The 18,183-nt window shown below is 75.2% G+C and carries 18 protein-coding genes and 1 tRNA gene; 13 read left to right on the forward strand and 6 right to left on the reverse strand.

The window, feature by feature from the left end; all coding sequences use genetic code 11:
- Positions 1-59: 59 nt before the first annotated feature.
- Positions 60-1,127 carry a radical SAM protein gene (locus tag ANAE109_RS04730; RefSeq protein ID WP_011985243.1) on the reverse strand — a complete coding sequence of 356 codons (1,068 nt, stop codon included), beginning with the start codon at positions 1,125-1,127 and terminating at the stop codon, positions 60-62.
- A 31-nt stretch (positions 1,128-1,158) separates the two neighbouring features.
- On the opposite strand from ANAE109_RS04730, the gene ANAE109_RS04735 reads away from it, so the two are divergent.
- The 9 genes from ANAE109_RS04735 (at position 1,159) to ANAE109_RS23240 (ending at position 8,131) form a co-directional block, all read left to right on the forward strand.
- A complete protein-coding gene (locus ANAE109_RS04735; RefSeq protein WP_011985244.1) occupies positions 1,159-1,833 on the forward strand; it encodes a helix-turn-helix domain-containing protein in 675 nt (224 codons plus the stop codon).
- 102 nt (positions 1,834-1,935) lie between these two features.
- Positions 1,936-3,306: a response regulator gene (locus ANAE109_RS04740; RefSeq protein ID WP_011985245.1), complete on the forward strand. Its 1,371-nt coding sequence runs from the start codon at positions 1,936-1,938 to the stop codon at positions 3,304-3,306.
- A gap of 66 nt (positions 3,307-3,372) precedes the next feature.
- Positions 3,373-3,495 (forward strand): hypothetical protein, encoded by a 123-nt coding sequence (locus ANAE109_RS25975; protein WP_255342618.1) that lies wholly within the window; start codon positions 3,373-3,375, stop codon positions 3,493-3,495.
- Positions 3,496-3,688: 193 nt separating this feature from the next.
- Positions 3,689-3,838 carry a hypothetical protein gene (locus ANAE109_RS04745; RefSeq protein ID WP_234945242.1) on the forward strand — a complete coding sequence of 50 codons (150 nt, stop codon included), beginning with the start codon at positions 3,689-3,691 and terminating at the stop codon, positions 3,836-3,838.
- Positions 3,839-3,929: 91 nt separating this feature from the next.
- On the forward strand, positions 3,930-5,069 hold the full coding sequence (locus tag ANAE109_RS04750) for a glycosyltransferase (protein ID WP_011985247.1): 1,140 nt from the start codon (positions 3,930-3,932) through the stop codon (positions 5,067-5,069).
- Between the two features lie 141 nt (positions 5,070-5,210).
- Positions 5,211-5,726: an OmpA family protein gene (locus ANAE109_RS04755; protein WP_011985248.1), complete on the forward strand. Its 516-nt coding sequence runs from the start codon at positions 5,211-5,213 to the stop codon at positions 5,724-5,726.
- A 142-nt stretch (positions 5,727-5,868) separates the two neighbouring features.
- Positions 5,869-6,288: an NfeD family protein gene (locus ANAE109_RS04760; protein ID WP_011985249.1), complete on the forward strand. Its 420-nt coding sequence runs from the start codon at positions 5,869-5,871 to the stop codon at positions 6,286-6,288.
- Between the two features lie 30 nt (positions 6,289-6,318).
- Positions 6,319-7,320 (forward strand): SPFH domain-containing protein, encoded by a 1,002-nt coding sequence (locus ANAE109_RS04765; protein ID WP_011985250.1) that lies wholly within the window; start codon positions 6,319-6,321, stop codon positions 7,318-7,320.
- A gap of 124 nt (positions 7,321-7,444) precedes the next feature.
- Entirely contained in the window at positions 7,445-8,131 is a 687-nt protein-coding gene (locus ANAE109_RS23240) for a DUF4142 domain-containing protein (RefSeq protein WP_158305866.1), read from the forward strand.
- Between the two features lie 152 nt (positions 8,132-8,283).
- On the opposite strand, the gene ANAE109_RS04775 is transcribed toward ANAE109_RS23240, so the two are convergent.
- Entirely contained in the window at positions 8,284-9,111 is an 828-nt protein-coding gene (locus ANAE109_RS04775) for a tetratricopeptide repeat protein (RefSeq protein WP_041448125.1), read from the reverse strand.
- Positions 9,112-9,135: 24 nt separating this feature from the next.
- Complete coding sequence (locus tag ANAE109_RS04780) at positions 9,136-10,029, reverse strand: Ku protein (RefSeq protein WP_011985253.1); 894 nt, start codon at positions 10,027-10,029, stop codon at positions 9,136-9,138.
- A 30-nt stretch (positions 10,030-10,059) separates the two neighbouring features.
- On the opposite strand from ANAE109_RS04780, the gene ligD reads away from it, so the two are divergent.
- Positions 10,060-12,603 (forward strand): DNA ligase D, encoded by a 2,544-nt coding sequence (ligD, locus tag ANAE109_RS04785; protein WP_011985254.1) that lies wholly within the window; start codon positions 10,060-10,062, stop codon positions 12,601-12,603.
- Positions 12,604-12,753: 150 nt separating this feature from the next.
- Positions 12,754-13,086 carry a hypothetical protein gene (locus tag ANAE109_RS04790; protein ID WP_011985255.1) on the forward strand — a complete coding sequence of 111 codons (333 nt, stop codon included), beginning with the start codon at positions 12,754-12,756 and terminating at the stop codon, positions 13,084-13,086.
- 3 nt (positions 13,087-13,089) lie between these two features.
- On the opposite strand, the gene ANAE109_RS04795 is transcribed toward ANAE109_RS04790, so the two are convergent.
- Positions 13,090-13,365, reverse strand: a complete 276-nt coding sequence (locus tag ANAE109_RS04795) for a hypothetical protein (protein ID WP_041448126.1) — start codon at positions 13,363-13,365, stop codon at positions 13,090-13,092.
- A 70-nt stretch (positions 13,366-13,435) separates the two neighbouring features.
- Here ANAE109_RS04795 and ANAE109_RS04800 point away from each other — a divergent pair, with 70 nt between their 5' ends.
- Positions 13,436-14,752 carry a mechanosensitive ion channel family protein gene (locus ANAE109_RS04800; protein WP_041448127.1) on the forward strand — a complete coding sequence of 439 codons (1,317 nt, stop codon included), beginning with the start codon at positions 13,436-13,438 and terminating at the stop codon, positions 14,750-14,752.
- A gap of 49 nt (positions 14,753-14,801) precedes the next feature.
- Here ANAE109_RS04800 and ANAE109_RS04805 read toward each other — a convergent pair.
- Positions 14,802-14,877 (reverse strand) — tRNA-Ala (locus tag ANAE109_RS04805).
- A 108-nt stretch (positions 14,878-14,985) separates the two neighbouring features.
- Between ANAE109_RS04805 and ANAE109_RS26045 the strand changes: the two genes are divergently transcribed.
- A complete protein-coding gene (locus tag ANAE109_RS26045) occupies positions 14,986-17,262 on the forward strand; it encodes a tetratricopeptide repeat protein (protein ID WP_041448128.1) in 2,277 nt (758 codons plus the stop codon).
- A 191-nt stretch (positions 17,263-17,453) separates the two neighbouring features.
- Here the strand turns inward: ANAE109_RS26045 and ANAE109_RS04815 are convergent, their stop codons facing one another.
- Positions 17,454-18,137, reverse strand: coding sequence for an Ig-like domain-containing protein (locus ANAE109_RS04815; RefSeq protein WP_011985258.1), 684 nt, complete (start codon positions 18,135-18,137; stop codon positions 17,454-17,456).
- Positions 18,138-18,183: the final 46 nt, after the last annotated feature.

Genomic DNA, 18,183 nt, shown 5'->3' on the forward strand with positions numbered 1-18,183 from the left:
CGTACGGCGGGGCGGCGGTCGTGTGCGCGGCTGGGGCGAGGCGCCTCACGGCGGGCGCGTCACGCGCCGCCAGGGCGGCGCAGCGGGCAGGCCCGGCAGACCGGGTGATCCTGCCACCCTGCGACGAGCGCGCGGAGCGGCTCGCTCGCCCAGATCTCGCGGAGCGGCGCGTCCGCGACCGAGCCGAAGTCGCCCAGCCCACCCCGCGCGGCGGTCGGGTGCGGGCACGGCGCGAAGCGGCCGTCGGGGTGGATCCAGGCCTCGCGCCCGACGAACGGACAGGGGCCTCGCGGCGCCGGCGCCGCGGGGTCGGGCGCGAGCTCCACGGCGTTCTGGAGGAGCACGGCCCTGCCGTCCGGCAGGCGCTCGGTCTCGGCGGCGGCCCTGGCCGCGCGGACCGCCGCGTTCCAGCGGGCGATCGCCTCGGGCGAGCGGCGCAGCGAGCCGGCCTCCAGGCCGGCGAGGCGTGGCTGGAGGTGGTTGAGCTTCACGCGATCCACGCCCAGCGCCGCTGCGAGGCGCACGATGCCGGGGAGCTCGCCGACGTTCGCCTCCTGGGCGGTGACCTGGAAGGAGACCCGGCAGCGCCGCCCGCCCGCCCGGGCGTGCGCGTCGCGCGCCCGGACGAGCGCGCGTACGTTCTCCGCCGCCTGGTCCAGCGAGAGGCCGGGCATCACGGCCTCGGCGGTCTCTCGGGTCGCTCCGTTCCAGGAGATCTTCACGTCCGAGGCGACCGGGACGAGCAGGGCGGCCCAGGCGGCGGCGCCGCGACCGGGGAACGTCCCGTTGGTCGTGAGGTTGAGCGCGAGGCCGCGCTCCGCGCACCGCTCCACGAGCGCCCCGAGCCCCGTCCACAGGAGCGGCTCGCCCATCGTCGAAGGGATCACCTCTCGCAGCGGCGAGCCGAGACGCTCGTCGAGGACGCGCAGGGCGAGCGCCGCCTCCATCCGCCGCGGCGGCCGGCCCGGGCCGGAGGCCGCCCGCGCCGCGCCGCACTCGCACATGGCGCAGGCGAGATTGCAGTCGTCCGGGTTCGTGACGAGGGTGAGCCGCCACGGCCCCGACCCCGCGGCGGCGCCGGGAGCGCCTGCTCCGGGCGCGGGGGGAAAGGTCGCGTGCGTTGACAACGCGTCCGTTGTAACGGAAAAGGGACGGCACATGAAGAGCGCGCGCGAGAGCACGAAGCGTGGCAAGCGTCCGGTCAGCCCACCGCCCGAGGCGCGGCCGGTGCCCCCGCCCGAGCCTCCGGCCGAGGAGGCGGTGTCGGCGCGCGACCTCACCCCGGTCGTCGGCGCGAACCTGCGCCGCCTGCGCAACCAGCGCGGCCTGTCCCTCGAGCGGCTCTCGCACCTCTCCGGCGTCTCGCGCGCGATGCTCGGCCAGATCGAGCTGGGCCAGAGCGCGCCGACGATCAACGTCCTGTGGAAGATCTCCTCCGCGCTCGGGGTGCCGTTCTCGGCCCTCATCACGGCGCGCGGGAGCCCCGGGCCGCACGTGCTCCGCGCCGAGCAGGCGAAGCTGCTGCGGAGCAACGACGGCTCCTTCAGCTCGCGGGCGCTCTTCCCGTTCGACGAGCCGCGCCGGGTCGAGTTCTACGAGCTTCGCCTGGCTCCGGGCGGGCTCGAGCGCGCCGACGCGCACAACCCCGGCACCACCGAGAACCTCGTGGTGGCGCGGGGCGAGGTCGAGATCGAGGTGGCGGGCCGCAAGGAGAGCCTGGCCGCCGGCGACGCGATCGTGTTCGAGGCCGACGTCCCGCACGTGTACCGCAACCGCTTCGACGGCGAGTCGGTGATGTACCTCGTCATGACGTACGCGGACACGGTCGGGTAGACGCCTCCCCCACCCTCTCCCGCCCCTCGCGGAGGTTACGCCGCATTCGTGGGACGGCGCCGCCACGGACTCGGCGTAAGATCGCCTCCATCGGAGGGGGACTTGGCGTCCAGGACGGGGGACATCCTCATCGCGCGGGGGCTGGCGACGCGCGATCGGCTTCACGAGGCCCAGCGCGAAGGGAACGCGAGGCGGGAGCCCATCTGCTCGCGCCTGCTCGCCGCCGGCGTCCCCGAGGGCGCGCTCGCCTCCGTGCTGTCCGAGAAGCACGGCGTCCCCGGCGTCGACCTCTCCCGCACGGCGATCGCCGTCTCCGTGCTCGACCTCGTGCCGCGCGGGGTGGCCCAGGGCGATCTGATCCTGCCGCTGTCGCTGGAGGGCGAGCGCCTGCACCTCGGCATGGCGCGGCCGCTCGACGAGCGGATCCTGTCGGAGGTGCGGTTCGCCACCGGGCGGGAGGTGTCGCCGTACGTCGCGGTCCGTGCGTCCCTCGCGCGCGCCGTGCAGGAGGCGTACGACTGCCGCGAGCGGGGGGAGCCCCTCTGGTGTGGCGCGGACGCCGGACCCGGTGGGCCGTTCCTCGCCGCGGTGGTGCCGGGCGGCGACCTCGTCGAGGCCGAGCTCGTCGATGATCTCCTCCCCGAGAGCGCCGATCCGCTCGAGGTCACCGAGGTCCCCATCGAGGTCGAGGTCCCGCCTCCACCGGCGCGCGCGGGCGGGCGACGGCTGGTGCTCGTCGTGGACGACGAGCCGGAGATCAGGAAGCTCGTGCGGCGAACGCTCGAGGCGAAGGGGTACGCGGTGGAGAGCGCCGCGGACGGCGCCGACGCGCTCGCGAAGGCCGAGGCCCTCGTCCCCGACCTCGTGCTGCTCGACGCGATGCTGCCGAAGGTCCACGGCTTCGAGGCCGCGCGGCGGCTCAAGGCCGGCCCCCGCACGCGGGGTGTGCCCGTCGTGATGATGACCGCGATCTACCGGGGCTGGCGCTTCGCGGCGGACGCGCGCGAGGCGTACGGCGCGGAGGACTACGTCGAGAAGCCCTTCCGCATCGACGATCTGCTCCGCAGGGTCGAGGCCGCGCTCGACGCCGGCGCGGCCCGCGCGCCCGCCGCGCCCGCGCGCGTCTCGCCGGAGCTCGCGCGCGGCCGCGAGCTCCTCAGCGCGGGGCAGGCCGCCGAGGCGATCGTCGCGCTGGAGCAGGCCGTCCGGGGCGATCCGTACTCGGCCGAGGCGCATCACCTGCTCGGGCGGGCCCTGCGCGCGCGCGGCGAGCACTTCCGCGCCATGACCGAGCTGGAGCGCGCCGTCGAGCTGCGGCCGGGCCACCTCGCCGCGCTGCGCTCGCTGGCCGCGCTGTACGAGGAGACCGGCTTCCGCCGCAAGGCCGCCGAGACGCTGGAGCGCGCGCTCCCCGCGGCGCCCGACGAGGCCGTCCGTGGCGCGATCCGGCGAGACCTGCTTCGCCTGCTGTGACCGCGTGCGGTCGCGTGCCACTCCCGCGGCGCGCACGCGCGGAGCAGATTGCGGCGGGGGGAGTGCATGCGCGCGACGGCGGACGAGGGGCGTGAGGTGGCGCGGGCGGCCCTCTGGTTCGGCGTGCGCTGGGCCGGGATGGTCGCGCTGGCGCTCGCGGCGGCGGCGGTGATCGCGATCGCCACGTGACGTGCGCGGTGCGGCCGGCCCCCGCCGGGATCCAGGCGCAGGATCGAGGGCCTCGGGGGCTCGCTGACGGCGACCGGGGGCACCCCGCGCGAGCCCGGCGGCACGCTGCGGGGACCGATAGCGATCCCCGCGGAGGTGCCCCATGGCGGACGCGGGAAGAGGGGCCGGCGAGCTCCTGCCTCACGGTGAGTCCTTGCGACGAGCGCTCCGCTGGCTCGACGAGCGGATCCGGGAGGACCCCACGCTCGACCGCACGCGGCTCGTCGGCGAGGCGTCGCTGCGCCACGACCTCGGCCCCGAGGAGGAGGAGTTCCTGCTCCGGCAGTGGGCTCGCGGAGCGTGAAGTCGCGGGGTCGCCCCAGGCGCGGCGCCGGGGCAGGCGGGCGGCGCCGCGCCGCGACGCGCCATAGCTTTGCTCCCGGGGGGCGCCGCGCATGCGGATCGTCGTCTTCGGCCTGACGGTCAGCTCGACCTGGGGCAACGGCCATGCGGGCCTGTGGCGAGGGCTCGCGGCGGCGCTCGGCCGCGAGGGTCACCACCTCGAGTTCTTCGAGAAGGACCAGCCGTGGTACGCGGCGCACCGCGACCTGGACGCGCTCCCGGGGGGCGCGCTCCGCCTCTACGCCAGGCTGGCGGACGAGCGGGCGCGGGTGGAGACGGCGCTCGCCGGCGCCGACGTCGCGATGGTCACCTCGCACTGCCCCGACGCGCTCCTCGCGACGCAGCTCGTCCTCGGCTCGCCCGCGCAGCTGAAGGTCTTCTACGACCTCGACACGGGCGTGACCCTGGCGCGCCTCGCGGCCGGCGAGCCGGTGGAGTGGGCGGGCGCGGGCCTCTCCGGCTTCGATCTCGTGCTGGCCTTCACCGGCGGTCGAACGCTGCACCTGCTGCGCGAGCGCCTCGGCGCCCGGCGCGTCGCGCCGCTCTACGGGAGCGTCGACCCCACGGTGCATGCGCCGGCCCCGCCCGCGGCGGCGTTCCGGGGGGACGTCTCGTACCTCGGCACCTTCGCGCCGAGCCGGCAGCGCGCGCTCGAGCGGCTGTTCCTCGAGCCCGCCGCGCGGATGCCGAACCGCACGTTCGTGCTCGCGGGCTCCATGTACGACGCGGCCTTCCCCTGGCGCGAGAACATCCGCTACGTGCGCCACCTCGAGCCGTCGCTCCACCCCGCGTTCTTCTGCTCGTCTCCGCTCACCGTCAACGTGACCCGCGCCGAGCTGGCGGCCATGGGGCACTGCCCGTCGCCGCGCCTCTTCGAGGCGGCCGCGTGCGGCGTGCCCGTGCTGTCGGACTGGTTCGACGGCCTGGACGAGCTCTTCACGCCCGGCGAGGAGCTCCTCGTCGCCCGCAACGCCGACGAGGCGACGCACGCGATCTCGCTGCCGCGCATGGCGCTCGAGCGGATGGGTCGCCGGGCGCGCGAGCGGGCGCTGGCGGAGCACACCGCGGAGGCTCGCGCGGAGGAGCTCGTGCGGCTGTGCGAGTCCGCCGCCCGCGCCGGGGACGCGGTGGACGAGGGGATCGCCGCGCGCGAGCCGGGCGCGGCGGCGTCCCCGCTCGGCGGGTACGCCTGACGCGTGCGTCGCCGTCGCGCCCGGCCCCACCGGTGGGTGAAGGTCGGCAGCGCCGGGTCCCGTGCGGGAGGCGATCTGCGCTTGCGGTCGGGCCGGGCTCGGCCGAAAATCCGCCCCTTTCCCGAACCAGGAGGTCACTCGATGCGTCACCTCAGCGTCGCCCTCGCCGTCCTCGTCCTCGCAAGCGCGTCGCGTGTCTCGGCGCAGACGCCGTGGGACGCGGCGAAGAAGGCCGCCGGCAGCGCCACCGTCGGCAAGCTCGAGAAGCAGATCAACAAGCGGCTCCTCGAGGAGGGACGCAAGAACCAGTGCTCGTTCAAGACGGACACCGACGAGCTCGAGCCCGGCTGCGACGCCAAGATGAAGCGCCTCGCGAACGCGCTCGTCGACGCGAAGAAGCAGCTCAACGGCGCCGGGGTGCAGAACTTCAAGTTCGTCGTCTCGGGCCACACCGACTCGAGCGGCAGCGCCAAGCACAACGACGCCCTCTCCGCGAAGCGCGCCGCGGTGGTCGAGCGGGAGCTCGTCGCGAACGGCATCCCGAAGGACGAGATCCAGTCCGTCGGGATGGGCTCCAAGCGCCCGCTCGTGAAGCCGGACGACACGCCCGCGAAGAAGGCGAAGAACCGGCGGTACGAGCTCCAGGTGAAGCTCTAGCCTGGACCGGCGGCAGCGCCGCCCGAACGAACGAAGGGCACCCCACACGCGCGCGAGCGGCTCGCGGGACCGGAGGCTCGCGGCCGGCGACCGGGCGAGCGAGCGGTCGTGCTAGCATCGCGCCGCAGGGGAGGCGAACGCGATGGCGTGGTGGCTCTGGGTGCTCGTCGGGCTGGCGCTGCTCCTCGTGGAGCTCGTCACCCCGGGCGGACTGTTCGCCCTCTTCTTCGGTGTGGGCGCGCTCTGCGTCGCCGTCCTCGCCGCCCTGGGCGTCGGCTCCGTCGCCCAGTGGCTGGCCTTCAGCGCGCTCTCGCTCGCGCTGCTCGCGACGCTGCGGCGCGCGCTGCAGGACCGGCTCCAGGGCCGGCACGCCCCGGTCGACTCCCTCGTGGGGGAGGAGGCGGTGCTGCTCGCCGATCTCCCGCCGGGCGGCGAGGCGAAGGCGGAGCTGCGCGGGGTGCCCTGGAACGCGCGCGCGGCGCCCGGCGTCTCGCTGCGAGCGGGCCAGCGCTGCCGGGTGGAGCGCGTGGAAGGGCTCGTGCTCTGGATCCGCGCCGACTGAGCGGCGCGCCTCTCGAAAGGACGGATCTCCATGGAAGGGTTCTCGGCCGCGCTGGCGATCGCGATCGTGCTCGCCGCCTTCGCGCTGTTCGTGGTCGTGAAGACCGCGGTGGTGGTGCCGCAGCAGAACGCGTACGTCGTCGAGCGGCTCGGAAAGTTCTACTCCGTGCTCGACGCGGGCTTCCACCTGCTCGTCCCGTTCATGGACGCGATCCGCTACCGCCACACGCTGAAGGAGCAGGCGCTCGACATCCCGGAGCAGATCTGCATCACGCGCGACAACGTGCAGGTCGGGGTGGACGGGGTGCTCTACCTCAAGGTGCTCGATCCGCAGCGCGCGTCCTACGGCATCAACGACTACTACTACGCCATCAGCCAGCTCGCGCAGACCACGCTGCGCAGCGAGATCGGCAAGATCGAGCTCGACCGCACCTTCGAGGAGCGCAGCAACATCAACGGCGCGGTGGTCTCGGAGCTCGACAAGGCGACCGGGCCGTGGGGCATCAAGGTGCTGCGGTACGAGATCAAGAACATCACCCCGCCGAGGGACGTGCTCGCCGCGATGGAGAAGCAGATGCGGGCCGAGCGGGAGAAGCGGGCCGTCATCCTCACCTCCGAGGGCGAGCGCGACGCGGCCATCAACACCGCGGAGGGCAAGAAGCAGCAGGTCATCAAGGAGTCCGAGGCGGAGCGCCAGCGGCAGATCAACGAGGCCGAGGGTCAAGCCCAGGCGATCCTCGCCATCGCCCGCGCCACCGGCGAGGGGCTGCGCGAGGTCGCGTCCGCGATCCGCAGCGAGGGGGGCGTCGAGGCGGTGCAGCTCCGCGTCGCCGAGCAGTACGTCGAGCAGTTCGGGAACCTCGCGCGCACCACGAACACCGTGATCCTCCCGGCGACCCTCTCCGACGTCGGCTCGATGATCGCCGCGGCGACGAACGTGCTGCGGTCGGCGACGCCTCCCGTGCGCAGCACGACGGTAGCCGCCCGGCCGCCTCCTCCGCCGTCCCCGGGCCGGCCGCCGGCGGGCCCCTAGGGCGCAGCGCGCGGGAGCCGCCCGGCGCTCCACTCCGGTGCGGCCGCCGCGCCGGCCGTGGGGTCGCGCACCCACCCGGCCGGGCCCAGATTTCTCCCCAGGGGGAAGTCCAATGGGCTCGAAGATGATCAAGGCTGGCGTGATGGCCGCGGCGCTCGCCGCGAGCGGCGTGTCGTTCGCGCAGGTGCCGCGCCTGCCGGGGCGCGAGGGGACGCCGCGCCCGGCGCCCGCGCCGCCCCGTCAACCGGACGTGCCGGGGGCCGAGCAGGGGGCGCGCCGCATGGACGAGCGCCAGGAGCGCATGCTCGGGGCGCTCCGGCAGCGCAGCCAGCAGGGGCAGGAGCTCGGGCGGCTCGCCCAGGAGCGTGGCGCCTCGGGCCAGGTGAAGGACCTCGGCCGCAAGCTCGTCGAGGACCACGCGCGCGTGGAGCGCGAGCTGGGCCAGCTCGTCGCCGAGCGCGGCCGGAGGGCGGAGGATCTGCGCGGGCCGAAGGAGGAGCGCAAGGGCCACGACGCCACGTTGAAGCGGCTGCGCGACCTCTCCGGAGCCGAGTTCGATCGGACGTTCCTGCAGCAGCTCGAGCTCGCGCAGCGCGGCCAGCGCGAGGACCTGCAGCGCTGGCGCGACGAGACTCCCGGCGAGGACGCCCGGCTGAAGAAGTGGCTCTCCGACACGGAGCAAGTCGCGGAGTCGGACCTGCTCGCGAGCCGGAACGCCATGGCCGCGATCGGGCAGCCGTGGGAGCAGGATCCGCGCTCAGGCGCCGCCGGCCGGCGGCCCCCGGCGCACGGGCCGCGGGGTGACAGGTAGCAGAGGGGTCGGGGAGGTGGGGTCGCCCGGATCGCGGCGCCTGCGGGCGCCGCGGCCCGGGGTTCGATGAGGCGACCCCGACTCGAGCCCGCTGCTCGCCCTTCGGCAGCCTCAGGGCGAGCGGCTCAGGGACTGCGCGGCGACGCCCGCCATCACGTCCCCGCGTCCACGAGCCGGCGGTAGGCGGCGAGGTGCCGGAGCGCGTCGGCGCCACGCCCGAGCCTCTCCAGCAGCCGGGAGGCGTTGTAGTGCGCGTCGGCGAGCGCCGCGTCCGCCTCGATGGCGCGGGCGTAGGCGAGCAGGGCCTCGTCGTCGAGGCCCTGGTCCTCGAGCGCGACGCCGAGGTTGAACGACGCGAGCGCGCGCTGCTCGGCGGCGGGGATGGCGCGGCGGTAGTGGAACTCGGCCGCGCGGGGATCGCCGCCCTCGTGCAGCAGCCGTCCCAGGTTGAGGTGGGCGCCCGCGTGGTCGGCGTCGAGCGCGAGCGCGCGCCGGTAGGCCTCGAGCGCCTCCGCCGGCGCGCCGTCCTCGAGATCGCAGCCCCAGCGGTACCACGCCTCGGCGTCGAGCTTCGGGCCCCCCGGAGCGCGGCCGGCCCGCACGAGCGGCGCGACCTTGCGGGCCACGTCCCTGATCTCGAAGTCGAGCAGGACCTGGCCGGTGTCCGGGCGCCAGCGCGCGCCGCCCTCCTGCACGACGACGTTGCGCCCGTCGGCGAGGACGCGGACGCCGGCGAGCGAGCGGTCGTGCGGGAGCTGCGCGCGGAGCGCCGCGAGCGCGCGCCGCACGCGCGCGGCGGGGACCTCGGCGTGGACGAGCTCGGCCGCCGCGCGGAAGAGGACCAGGTCCTGGAAGGCGAAGCGCAGCTCGCGTCGCGGACCGCGTCGCGGCGTCACGAAGCCCGCGCGCGCGAGGCGCCGGACCTCCGCCACGGGGAGACCGAGGAGCCGGGCGACGTCGGTGGCGCGGTACCCCCACACCCGCCGAACCATCGCACGGCCGGGTCACTTGCGGGAAGAGGCTTTCCCGCGCGCGTCCGCGTCGCGCCGCGCGCGCTTCGCCCCCTTGCGCTCCTCCGGCTCGGCCGCCGGCGCCGCGGGCGCCGGGGCTCGCCGCTCGCCTCCACGCGCCGCGTCGATGCTCGCCTTCAGGGCGTCCATGAGGTCGATCACCTGCGCCGCGGGCTCGGCCACCTCCGCCACCTTTATCTCCTGGCCCTCGACCTTCCTCTCGATGGCCGCCTGCACGCGCGCCTTCACCGCGTCCTCGTACTGCTCCGGACGGAAGGCGTCGGAGGCGGTCTGCTCGATGAGCTGGAGCGCGAGCTGCACCTCCGTGTCCTTCGGCTGGGCGTCGTCGATCGGGACCTCGTCGGCCGGGCGGACCTCGTCCGCGTAGTAGAGCTGCTGCATCACGAGCCGGCCGTCGCGCGGGCGGATGAGCACGAGGTACTGCTTGCCGCGCGCGGCGTAGCGCGCCAGGGCCGCCTTCCCGGCCCGCTCCAGCGCGAGGGCGAGGAGCCGGTACGCCTTCCCGCCGCCCTTGTCGGGCCCGAGGTAGTACGCCCGGTCGAAGTAGACCGGGTCCACCTGGGCGGCCGGCACGAACTCGGCGATGTCGATGGTCTGCGTGGCGAGCTCGTCGAGCGCCCGCAGCTCCTCCTGCGTGAACGTGACGTAGCGGTCCTTGGCGAACTCGTACCCCTTCACCATCTCCTCGCGCTCGACCTTCACCCCCTCCCTCGCGCAGACGTACTGCTGCTTCAGGCGCGAGCCGCACGCGCCGTGAAGCAGGTTGAACGAGATCGACGCGGAGGGCTGCGTCGCGGGATAGAGGCGGACGGGGATCGACACGAGTCCGAAGGAGATCGTGCCGGTCGCGATCGAGCGGGGCGCCATGCCTCCTTAAATTAAGGGAGCGAGCTGCCCGTGCCCGACCGCCTCGAGCGATATCGCGCCAAGCGCGACCCGGAACGGACGCCGGAGCCGTTCGGCCCGGCCGAGGCGGGGGCACGCGCGCTCGACGCCCCGCGCCTGTTCGTGGTCCAGAAGCACGCCGCCCGCCGCCTCCACTGGGACTTCCGGCTCGAGCTGGGCGGGACGCTGCGCTCCTGGGCCGTCCCCAAGGGGCCCTCCGCCGACCCCTCCGACAAGCGGATGGCGGTGGAGGTGGAGGACCACCCCATCGAGTACGCGAACTTCGAGGGGATCATCCCCGCGGGGAACTACGGCGCCGGCGCGGTGATCGTCTGGGATCGCGGGACCTGGCGGCCGGTCGGCGATCCGTACGACGGGCTGGCGCGCGGCAAGCTCGTCTTCCAGCTCTCCGGCCACAAGCTGCACGGCGAGTGGACGCTCGTCCGCACGCGCGCGGCGCAGGGCGGCAAGCAGCAGTGGCTGCTCCTGAAGCACCGCGGCGACGCGTGGGCCGGCCCGGGCCGGCCCTTCCCGGAGGAGTCGGTGCTCTCCGGCCGGCTGCTCGAGGAGCTCGCCGCCGGCGAGGGACGCGCCGAGGCCGCGGTGCGCGCGGCGGAGGGGCTCGGGGCCCCGCGGCGAGCGCTGGCGGACGCGGACGCCCGCCCCATGCTCGCGGAGACGCGCGAGGGGCCGTTCGACGCGCCGGGGTGGCTGTTCGAGCTCAAGTACGACGGGTACCGGCTCGTCGCGCGTCGCGAGGGCTCGCGCGTCTCGCTGCGCTACCGGAGCGGCGAGGACGCGACGGCGCTCTACCCGGAGCTCGCGAAGGCGCTCGAGTCCTGGCCCCTCGACGCCGTCCTCGACGGCGAGGTGGTCGTGCTCGGGCCCGACGGCCGCCCGTCCTTCCAGGCCCTCCAGGGCCGCGCGCAGCTCGCGCGCCCGGCGGACGTGGCGCGCGCCGCGCTCGAGCGTCCCGCCACCTACTTCGTCTTCGATCTCCTCTCGCTCGCCGGCCTCGACCTCCGCGCGCTCCCGCTGGTGGAGCGCAAGCGCCTCCTCGCGGAGGTCGCGCCGCGGCTCGGACCCGTCCGCCTCGCCGAGCACGTCGAGGCGCGCGGCGAGGACCTCTACCGCGAGGTGCGCGCCCGCGGGCTCGAGGGGATCGTGGCGAAGCGGGCGGACGCGCCCTACCGCGCCGGCCGCTCCGCCGCGTGGCTCAAGATCCGGGTCGAGCGCACGGGCGACTTCGCGATCGTCGGCTTCACCGCGCCGGCCGGCGCCCGCGCTCGCTTCGGCGCGCTGCACCTCGCCGTGCACGACGGCGAGGGGCTCCTGTACGCGGGCAGCGTCGGGACGGGGTTCGGCGAGCGGCTGCTCGAGGAGCTCCACGCGCGCCTCGCGCCGCGCGCACGAAAGACGCCTCCCTGCCGCGGGGCGGTCCCGCGCGGGCGCGGGCACACCTGGGTCGAGCCGGAGCTCGTGTGCGAGGTGCGCTTCAGGGAGTGGACGGCGGAGGGCCTCCTCCGGCAGCCGGTGTTCCTGAGGCTGCGCGAGGACAAGCGGCCGGAGGAGGCCGTGCGCGAGGTCGCGCCGCACGAGGGCCCGCCGCCGGTGCCGCGCCCGGCGCGCGCCGAGCGGCGCGTGGAGGTGACGAACGGCGCCAAGGTGTGGTTCCCGGCGGAGGGCATCACCAAGGCCGAGGTGGTGGACTACTACCGCGCGATCGCGCCCTTCATGCTGCCGTACCTGAGGGACCGGCCCGTCGTGCTGACGCGCTACCCCGACGGCATCGACGGGAAGAGCTTCTTCCAGAAGGACGCGCCGGAGTGGCGGCCCGAGTGGATCCGCACGGTGCGCATCCGCAGCGAGGAGGCGGAGCGCGACCTCGACCACTTCCTCGTCGACGACGCCGACGGCCTCGCGTGGATCGCGAACCTGGGGACCATCCCCCTGCACGTGTGGGCGAGCCGCGCCGGCGCGCTCGAGCGGCCGGACTGGTGCGTCGTGGATCTCGATCCGAAGGAGGCGCCGTTCGAGCACGTGGTGCGCATCGCGCGGGCGCTGCACGCGCTGTGCGACGACCTCGGGCTGCCCTCGTACCCGAAGACCACGGGGCAGAAGGGCCTGCACGTGCTCGTCCCCCTCGGCGGCCAGCTCACCCACGCGCAGTCCCGGACGCTCGGCGAGCTCCTCGCCCGCGCGGTGGAGGGGGAGCTGCCGCGGCTCGCCACCACCGCGCGCGCTCTCTCCGCCCGCGGCGGCCGCGTCTACCTCGACTTCCTGCAGAACGGGTACGGCAAGACGATCGCCGCGCCGTACGCGGTCCGCCCCAGGCCGGGCGCGCCCGTCTCCACGCCGCTGCGCTGGAGCGAGGTGACGCCCAGGCTCGATCCCGCGCGCTTCACCATCCGGAACGTCCCGGCGCGCGCGAGGCGGCTGCGCGCCGACCCGCTGCTGCCCGTCCTGTCGGAGCGGCCCGACCTCGCCGCCGCGCTCGAGCGCCTGAGGGTGCGCATGGGCGAGGGGGAGCGCGCCGCGGCGCGGCGGCGCTCGTAGGCCGCAGATCGCCTCCTCCCGTCGGCGCCGCTCCCACACGCCGCCCGCCGCGCGCCGGCCTCGTTTTGCCAATCGGGTGCAATCGCGCAGAAGACGGTGGACAATCCCCGCGGGCGGGCTATCTTCCGGGCTCTCGATCGGAGCAATTCAATGGCACGCCAGTCCAGCATCGACGACATCATCCGCGAGACCGCCGACGAGGTGGTCGCCCGCGTCTCCGCCGCGATCTCGCGGCACGTGGGCGACCTCGTGCAGGAGGGGATCCGGCGCGAGCTCGGCAAGAGCCCTGCCGCGCGCCGGCCCGCCGCGGCGGCTCGACGCGGCGAGATCACGCGCTGGGTCGCCGACGCGCGCGCCCGCCGCGTCCCCAACTTCGTCATCGAGGCGACCGGGCTCGAGACCAAGAAGAAGATCGTCGCGAAGTTCGGCGAGAACGCGGCGTTCGAGAAGGGCAAGCCGCTGCCGAAGGCCAAGGCTGCCTGAGGCTCAGCGCTGCACGAGGCCGCGCTGGTGCCCGGCCCGCTCGAGCGCGTCGGCGCAGGCGGCGAGCTCCGCCGCCGGCACCCAGAACCCGGCGCCCCGCCGCGGCTGGTTCGAGCCGAGGGCGGTCGGCGACGCGAACGTCTCGACCTCGATCGCGAAGGGGAAGCCCGCGGCCTCGAGCGCGTCCTCGACGGCGCGGGCCTCCGCGAGCGTCGCCGCGAGGTAGACGCGCACGATCTCGGTCCCCTCCTCGAAGTCTTCCATGCCGATGCGCGCCATCCGAGCCGTCCCCCCGTGGCACCAATGTAACGGCGAAGGCGGGCCGCGCGTGCGGTATCCTCGCCGCGCCATGACGCCGCCCCTCCGAACCGCCCCGCGCGTCGCGCTCGCCGTCCTCCTCGTGGCCCTCGCCGCGCCCGCGGCGCGCGCGCAGGCCCCGGCTCCCGCCGTCGAGCGGCGCGCCGCGGAGCGCGCCGCCCGCGCGGAGCGGGCCGCCCAGGCGGCGCGCGCGGCCGTCGAGCGCGAGGAGGCGCGCCCGTTCTTCGAGGAGCACCTCCCGGCGCCGCTCCTCGGGGAGGGGCCGCGCGGACTGCTCTGGTGGCAGTGGCTGGCGCTGCCGTCGCTGCTCGTCCTCGCGTTCGCGCTCGGGTCGGTGCTCGGCTGGATCACCCGGCGGATCCTCGGCCACCTCGCGGCGCGAACGAAGACCACGTGGGACGACGTGCTCCTCGAGCGCATCACCGCGCCGCTCACGGCGCTCTGGGCCATCGCCCTCTTCACCGTCCTCCAGCCGTGGCTGGTCCTCCCCGAGGGGCCAGCGGCCGTCCTGCACCGCGTCCTGCGCTCGGTGACCTACCTGGTGGTCTTCTGGATGGGATTCCGCTCGGTGAACGTGGCGTTCGCCGTCATGGCGGAGGCGCCCTGGACCCGCGCGAACGCGAACCTCGCCGGGCTGCTGCCGGTCGGGCGGAAGATCGCGAAGGTGGTGCTGGCCGCGCTCGGCGGCGTCGCCGTGATGAACGAGCTGGGGTTCCAGGTGGCGAGCCTCCTCGCCGGCCTCGGCATCGGCGGCATCGCCCTCGCCCTCGCCGCCCAGAAGACCGTCGAGAACCTCTTCGGCTCGCTCTCCATCGGCGTCGACCAGCCGTTCCGGACCGGCGACTTCGTGAAGATCGAGGACTTCGTCGGGACGGTCGAGACGATCGGCATGCGGTCCACCCGCATCCGGACGCTCGACCGCACGATCGTCACGATCCCGAACGGGAAGCTCGCGGACATGCGCACGGAGACGTTCGCGCCGCGGGACCGCATCCGGCTGCTCGCCAACCTCGGGCTGGTCTACTCGACCACCCCAGCGCAGATGCGCGCGGTGCTCGCGGGGATCGAGCGGACGCTGCGCGCGCACCCGAAGCTCTGGCCGGAGTCGACGTCCGTGCGATTCTCGGCGCTGACCGACTCCACGCTGAACGTGGAGGTGGTCGCCTGGCTCCAGACCTCCGACTTCGCCGAGTTCACCGCCATCCGGCAGGAGCTCTTCCTCGCGTTCATGGAGGTCGTGGAGCGGGCGGGGACGTCGTTCGCGTTCCCCACGCGCACGCTCCACCTCGTGCCGGCGGGCGCGCCGGACGGCGCGCCACCTGCGCGCGCGTCGGGCGGCCGCGGGTGATGTGCGGAAAAGGAAGAGGGCCCGGCGTTTCCGCCGGGCCCTCTCGGATTGGTGGAGCTGATCGGGATCGAACCGACGACCTCTAGAGTGCGATTCTAGCGCTCTCCCAGCTGAGCTACAGCCCCACAAACTTGCGTCGCTGTCGAGGACGCGCTTCATAGCGGCTGCGCCCGGGACGTGTCAAGCGTGTCGTTTGACTCGTCCAGGACCCCTTGCTAGACCCGACCGGCCCCATGCCCGATCCCAAGCAACTCACGCCCGCCGAGCTGTCCGCCCTCGAGCACGCGTTCGCGGCGGATCCCGCCTCCGACGCCTACCGGCCGCTGACCGAGGCCTACCTCGCCATGGGCCGGTACATGGAAGCGATGGTCGTCTGCAAGAAGGGTGTGAAGGCCCACCCGGACGACCCCGCGGCGCGCGTGCTGCTCGCCCGCGTCTACGCGGACCAGGGCAAGGACCGCAAGGCGCTCGAGGAGCTCCAGGGGGTGCTCGCCGCCTTCCCGACCTTCGCGGCGGCGCTGCGGATGGCGGGCGGGCTGCACCTCAGGCTCGGCGAGCGCGAGGCCGGCGAGGCGGCGCTGCGGCGCGCCGCCGAGGCCTCCCCCGACGATCCCGAGCTCCGGCAGGCCCTCGAGCGCCACGGCATCGCGGCGGCGCCGGCGAGGCCCGCTCCCCCCGCGGTGGGGGTCTCGCCGAAGCCGGCCGTGCCCCGCACCGGGCCGGACGCGCCCCCGGTCGCTCCGCGCGTCGCGCCCGCTTCGACCCGCCCGGCGGCGACCGCGGCAGGGGCCGTCCGCGCCGCGCGTCCGGCGAACGCGATCGAGGAGGACGTGCCCGTCCCGACGCCGACCCCGGTCCCGGCGACGAGGACGCGCGGCAGGGCGTACGCGCAGGAGCTCGCCGACAAGTACGCGACGCAGGAGTTCCAGCTCTCGCCGGGCACGCCGCCGAGGAGGCGCGCGAAGCGCGGCACGTTCGCGACCACCGTGGCGCTGTTCGTCGTGCTCGCCGTCGCGCTCGGCGGCTGGGCGGTCTTCAGCCGCGCGCGGAAGGAGCGGATCGAGGCGATCGACCGGCTCCTCAAGGACACCCTCCCGCTCCTCGAGAAGGACGCGCACGCGAGCTACGTCGAGGCGGCGAGCAAGCTCCAGCAGATCCTCGACCGCGACGACCAGTCCATCGCGGGCCACGCGTTCCTCGCCTACGTCGACGCGCTCCGCGCGGGCGAGCACGGCGAGGGGGAGGCGGTCCGCGGGGAGGCGGTGCGGCACGTGGAGGCGGCGCGCGCGCTCGTCCAGCGCCACTCGCACCTCGTGGCGGCGGAGGCGTACCTGAAGCTCTACGGCGGCGACGCCGCCGGCGCGAAGGAGGTCGTGAACGCGGTCCTCGAGGGCGCGGAGGGGACCCAGAGCCCGTTCCTCCAGGGCGTGCTCGGCGCGATCCTGCTCCGGGAGGGCGATCTCGACGGCGCCCGTGACGTGCTGGGGAAGGCGCAGAAGGCGAGCCCGGGCGACGTGCGGATCGCGTACCTGCTCGGCGAGCAGTACCGGCGCCGGGGCGAGGGGTACGAGCTGCAGGCGACGGGCTTCTACGACTACGCGCTCCGCATCCAGAAGGACCACGTGTGGTCGATCCTGGGCAAGGCGGAGGTGCTCGTCGCCCGTGGCCAGGTGGGGGAGGCGGGGAAGGCGGCGGAGCTCGTGCTGACGCCGCAGGCGGCCGCGTCGCGTCCGCAGCAGGCCCTCGCGTACGCGCTCCGCGGCGCGGTGCTGGCCGCGCAGGGCAAGGCGTCGGAGGCCTCGGCGGCCGAGGCCGAGGCGGCGAAGCTCGACCCCGCCAGCCCCGAGATCCCCCACCTCGTGGGGCAGCGCAAGCTCCGCCAGGGCGACGCCGCGGGCGCGGTCGAGGCGCTCCAGCACGCCGTCTCGATCGACCCGAGGCGCGTGTCGCTGTACGCCGACCTCGTGCGCGCGCAGCTGGCGCTCGAGGGCGGGGCGCAGCAGGCGCTCGAGACCCTGAAGCGCGCGGTCGGTCGCGTCGGCGAGAGCCCGCGCCTGGCGCTGCTCCTCGGCGACGCCTACCAGGCCGCGGGGGACGCGGACCTCGCGCGCGGTCAGTACGAGAAGGCGATCCAGCTCGGCCGCCCGTTCCCCGACGCGCGCGTCGCGCTCGCGAGGCTCCACCGCGCGAAGGACAACGTCCCCGGGGCCCTCGTGGAGCTCACCCAGGCCATCGACGAGTACGGCCAGGGCGGCGCCGGGGGCGCGGCCCGCGCCTACGTCGAGATGGCGGAGGCCGAGCGCGCCCGCGGCGCGAAGCGCGAGCTGCTCGCGGACCTCTACGAGAAGGCCCTCGAGCGCGATCCGGCGAGCTGCGAGGCGCTGTGGGGCGCGGGCAAGCTCGAGGCGGACGTGCAGCGGACGGATCGGGCGAAGCAGCGGCTCGGCGCGTACGCGAAGCTCTGCCCTCGCGGCCCGCACGCGAGCGAGGCGGCGCAGCTGGCGAGGTAGGGGCGCTGGGAGCCGCTCGACCGCGCTCCGCCGCGATCGCAGCGGAGCTACGCTCGCGGTGAGCGGGCTCGAGGCTCAGGCGAGAGGGGATCCAGGGGAGCGGGAGGAACGTGTCCCCGCGCCGAGGCCCTCGCCTGCGCGTGTACGGCCAGCTCGCGCGGGGCGGCCTGAGGCCGCCGCGAGGGCGCCCCTCACTTCCCCTTCTGCCGCGCCTCCTCCGCCTCGCGCTCCTTGACCTCCTTCTCGATCGCCTCCATCGGGTTGCCGGAGACGCGCTTCGGCTTCCCCTCCGCGGTGCGCCGGTCCACCACCTTCACCGCGACCTCCGCGCGCGCCCCCTCCACCTCCACGATCGCGGTGGACGCCCCCTCGCCGACCCCCCAGAGCTGACCGCGGCCGTCGCCGCGGCAGACGCGCTCGTCGGCGCAGCGCGTGTAGGCGACGCGCCCGAGCACCGGCGCTCCGGTGTCGTCGAACGCGGCGATCCGTAGAGCGACCGGGCGCGGCTCGTCCTCCATGCGGAGCTCGACGGACGCGGGCGTCACCGCCAGCCGCGTGACCACGCGCACGATCACCGGCACCTCCCCCGCCGCGTCCCCGATCGTGCAGCGCACGGTGGCGGTGCCGGGCCCGACGGCGGTGACCGTCGCGTCGTTGTGGGGGCCGGTCGCGGTCGCGACGCGCTCGTCGGAGGACGACCAGCGGCAGGCCTCGCGCGGCACCGCCTTGCCGTCCCGCAGGCGCGGCGTGGCGTGCACCGAGGCGGTCTGGCCGCGAACGCCGAAGCGCAGGGAGCTGGGCTCCACCTCGATCCGGACGGGTTCGTCGCAGGCGGCGAGGAGGAGGGGGAGGGCGAGCAGCGAGCGGGCGCGCATGGCGCCGATGGTACCGCGCCGGGCGCCCGGCACCACTCCGCGTCCG

The organism is Anaeromyxobacter sp. Fw109-5 (genome assembly GCF_000017505.1).
Taxonomy (GTDB): domain Bacteria; phylum Myxococcota; class Myxococcia; order Myxococcales; family Anaeromyxobacteraceae; genus Anaeromyxobacter.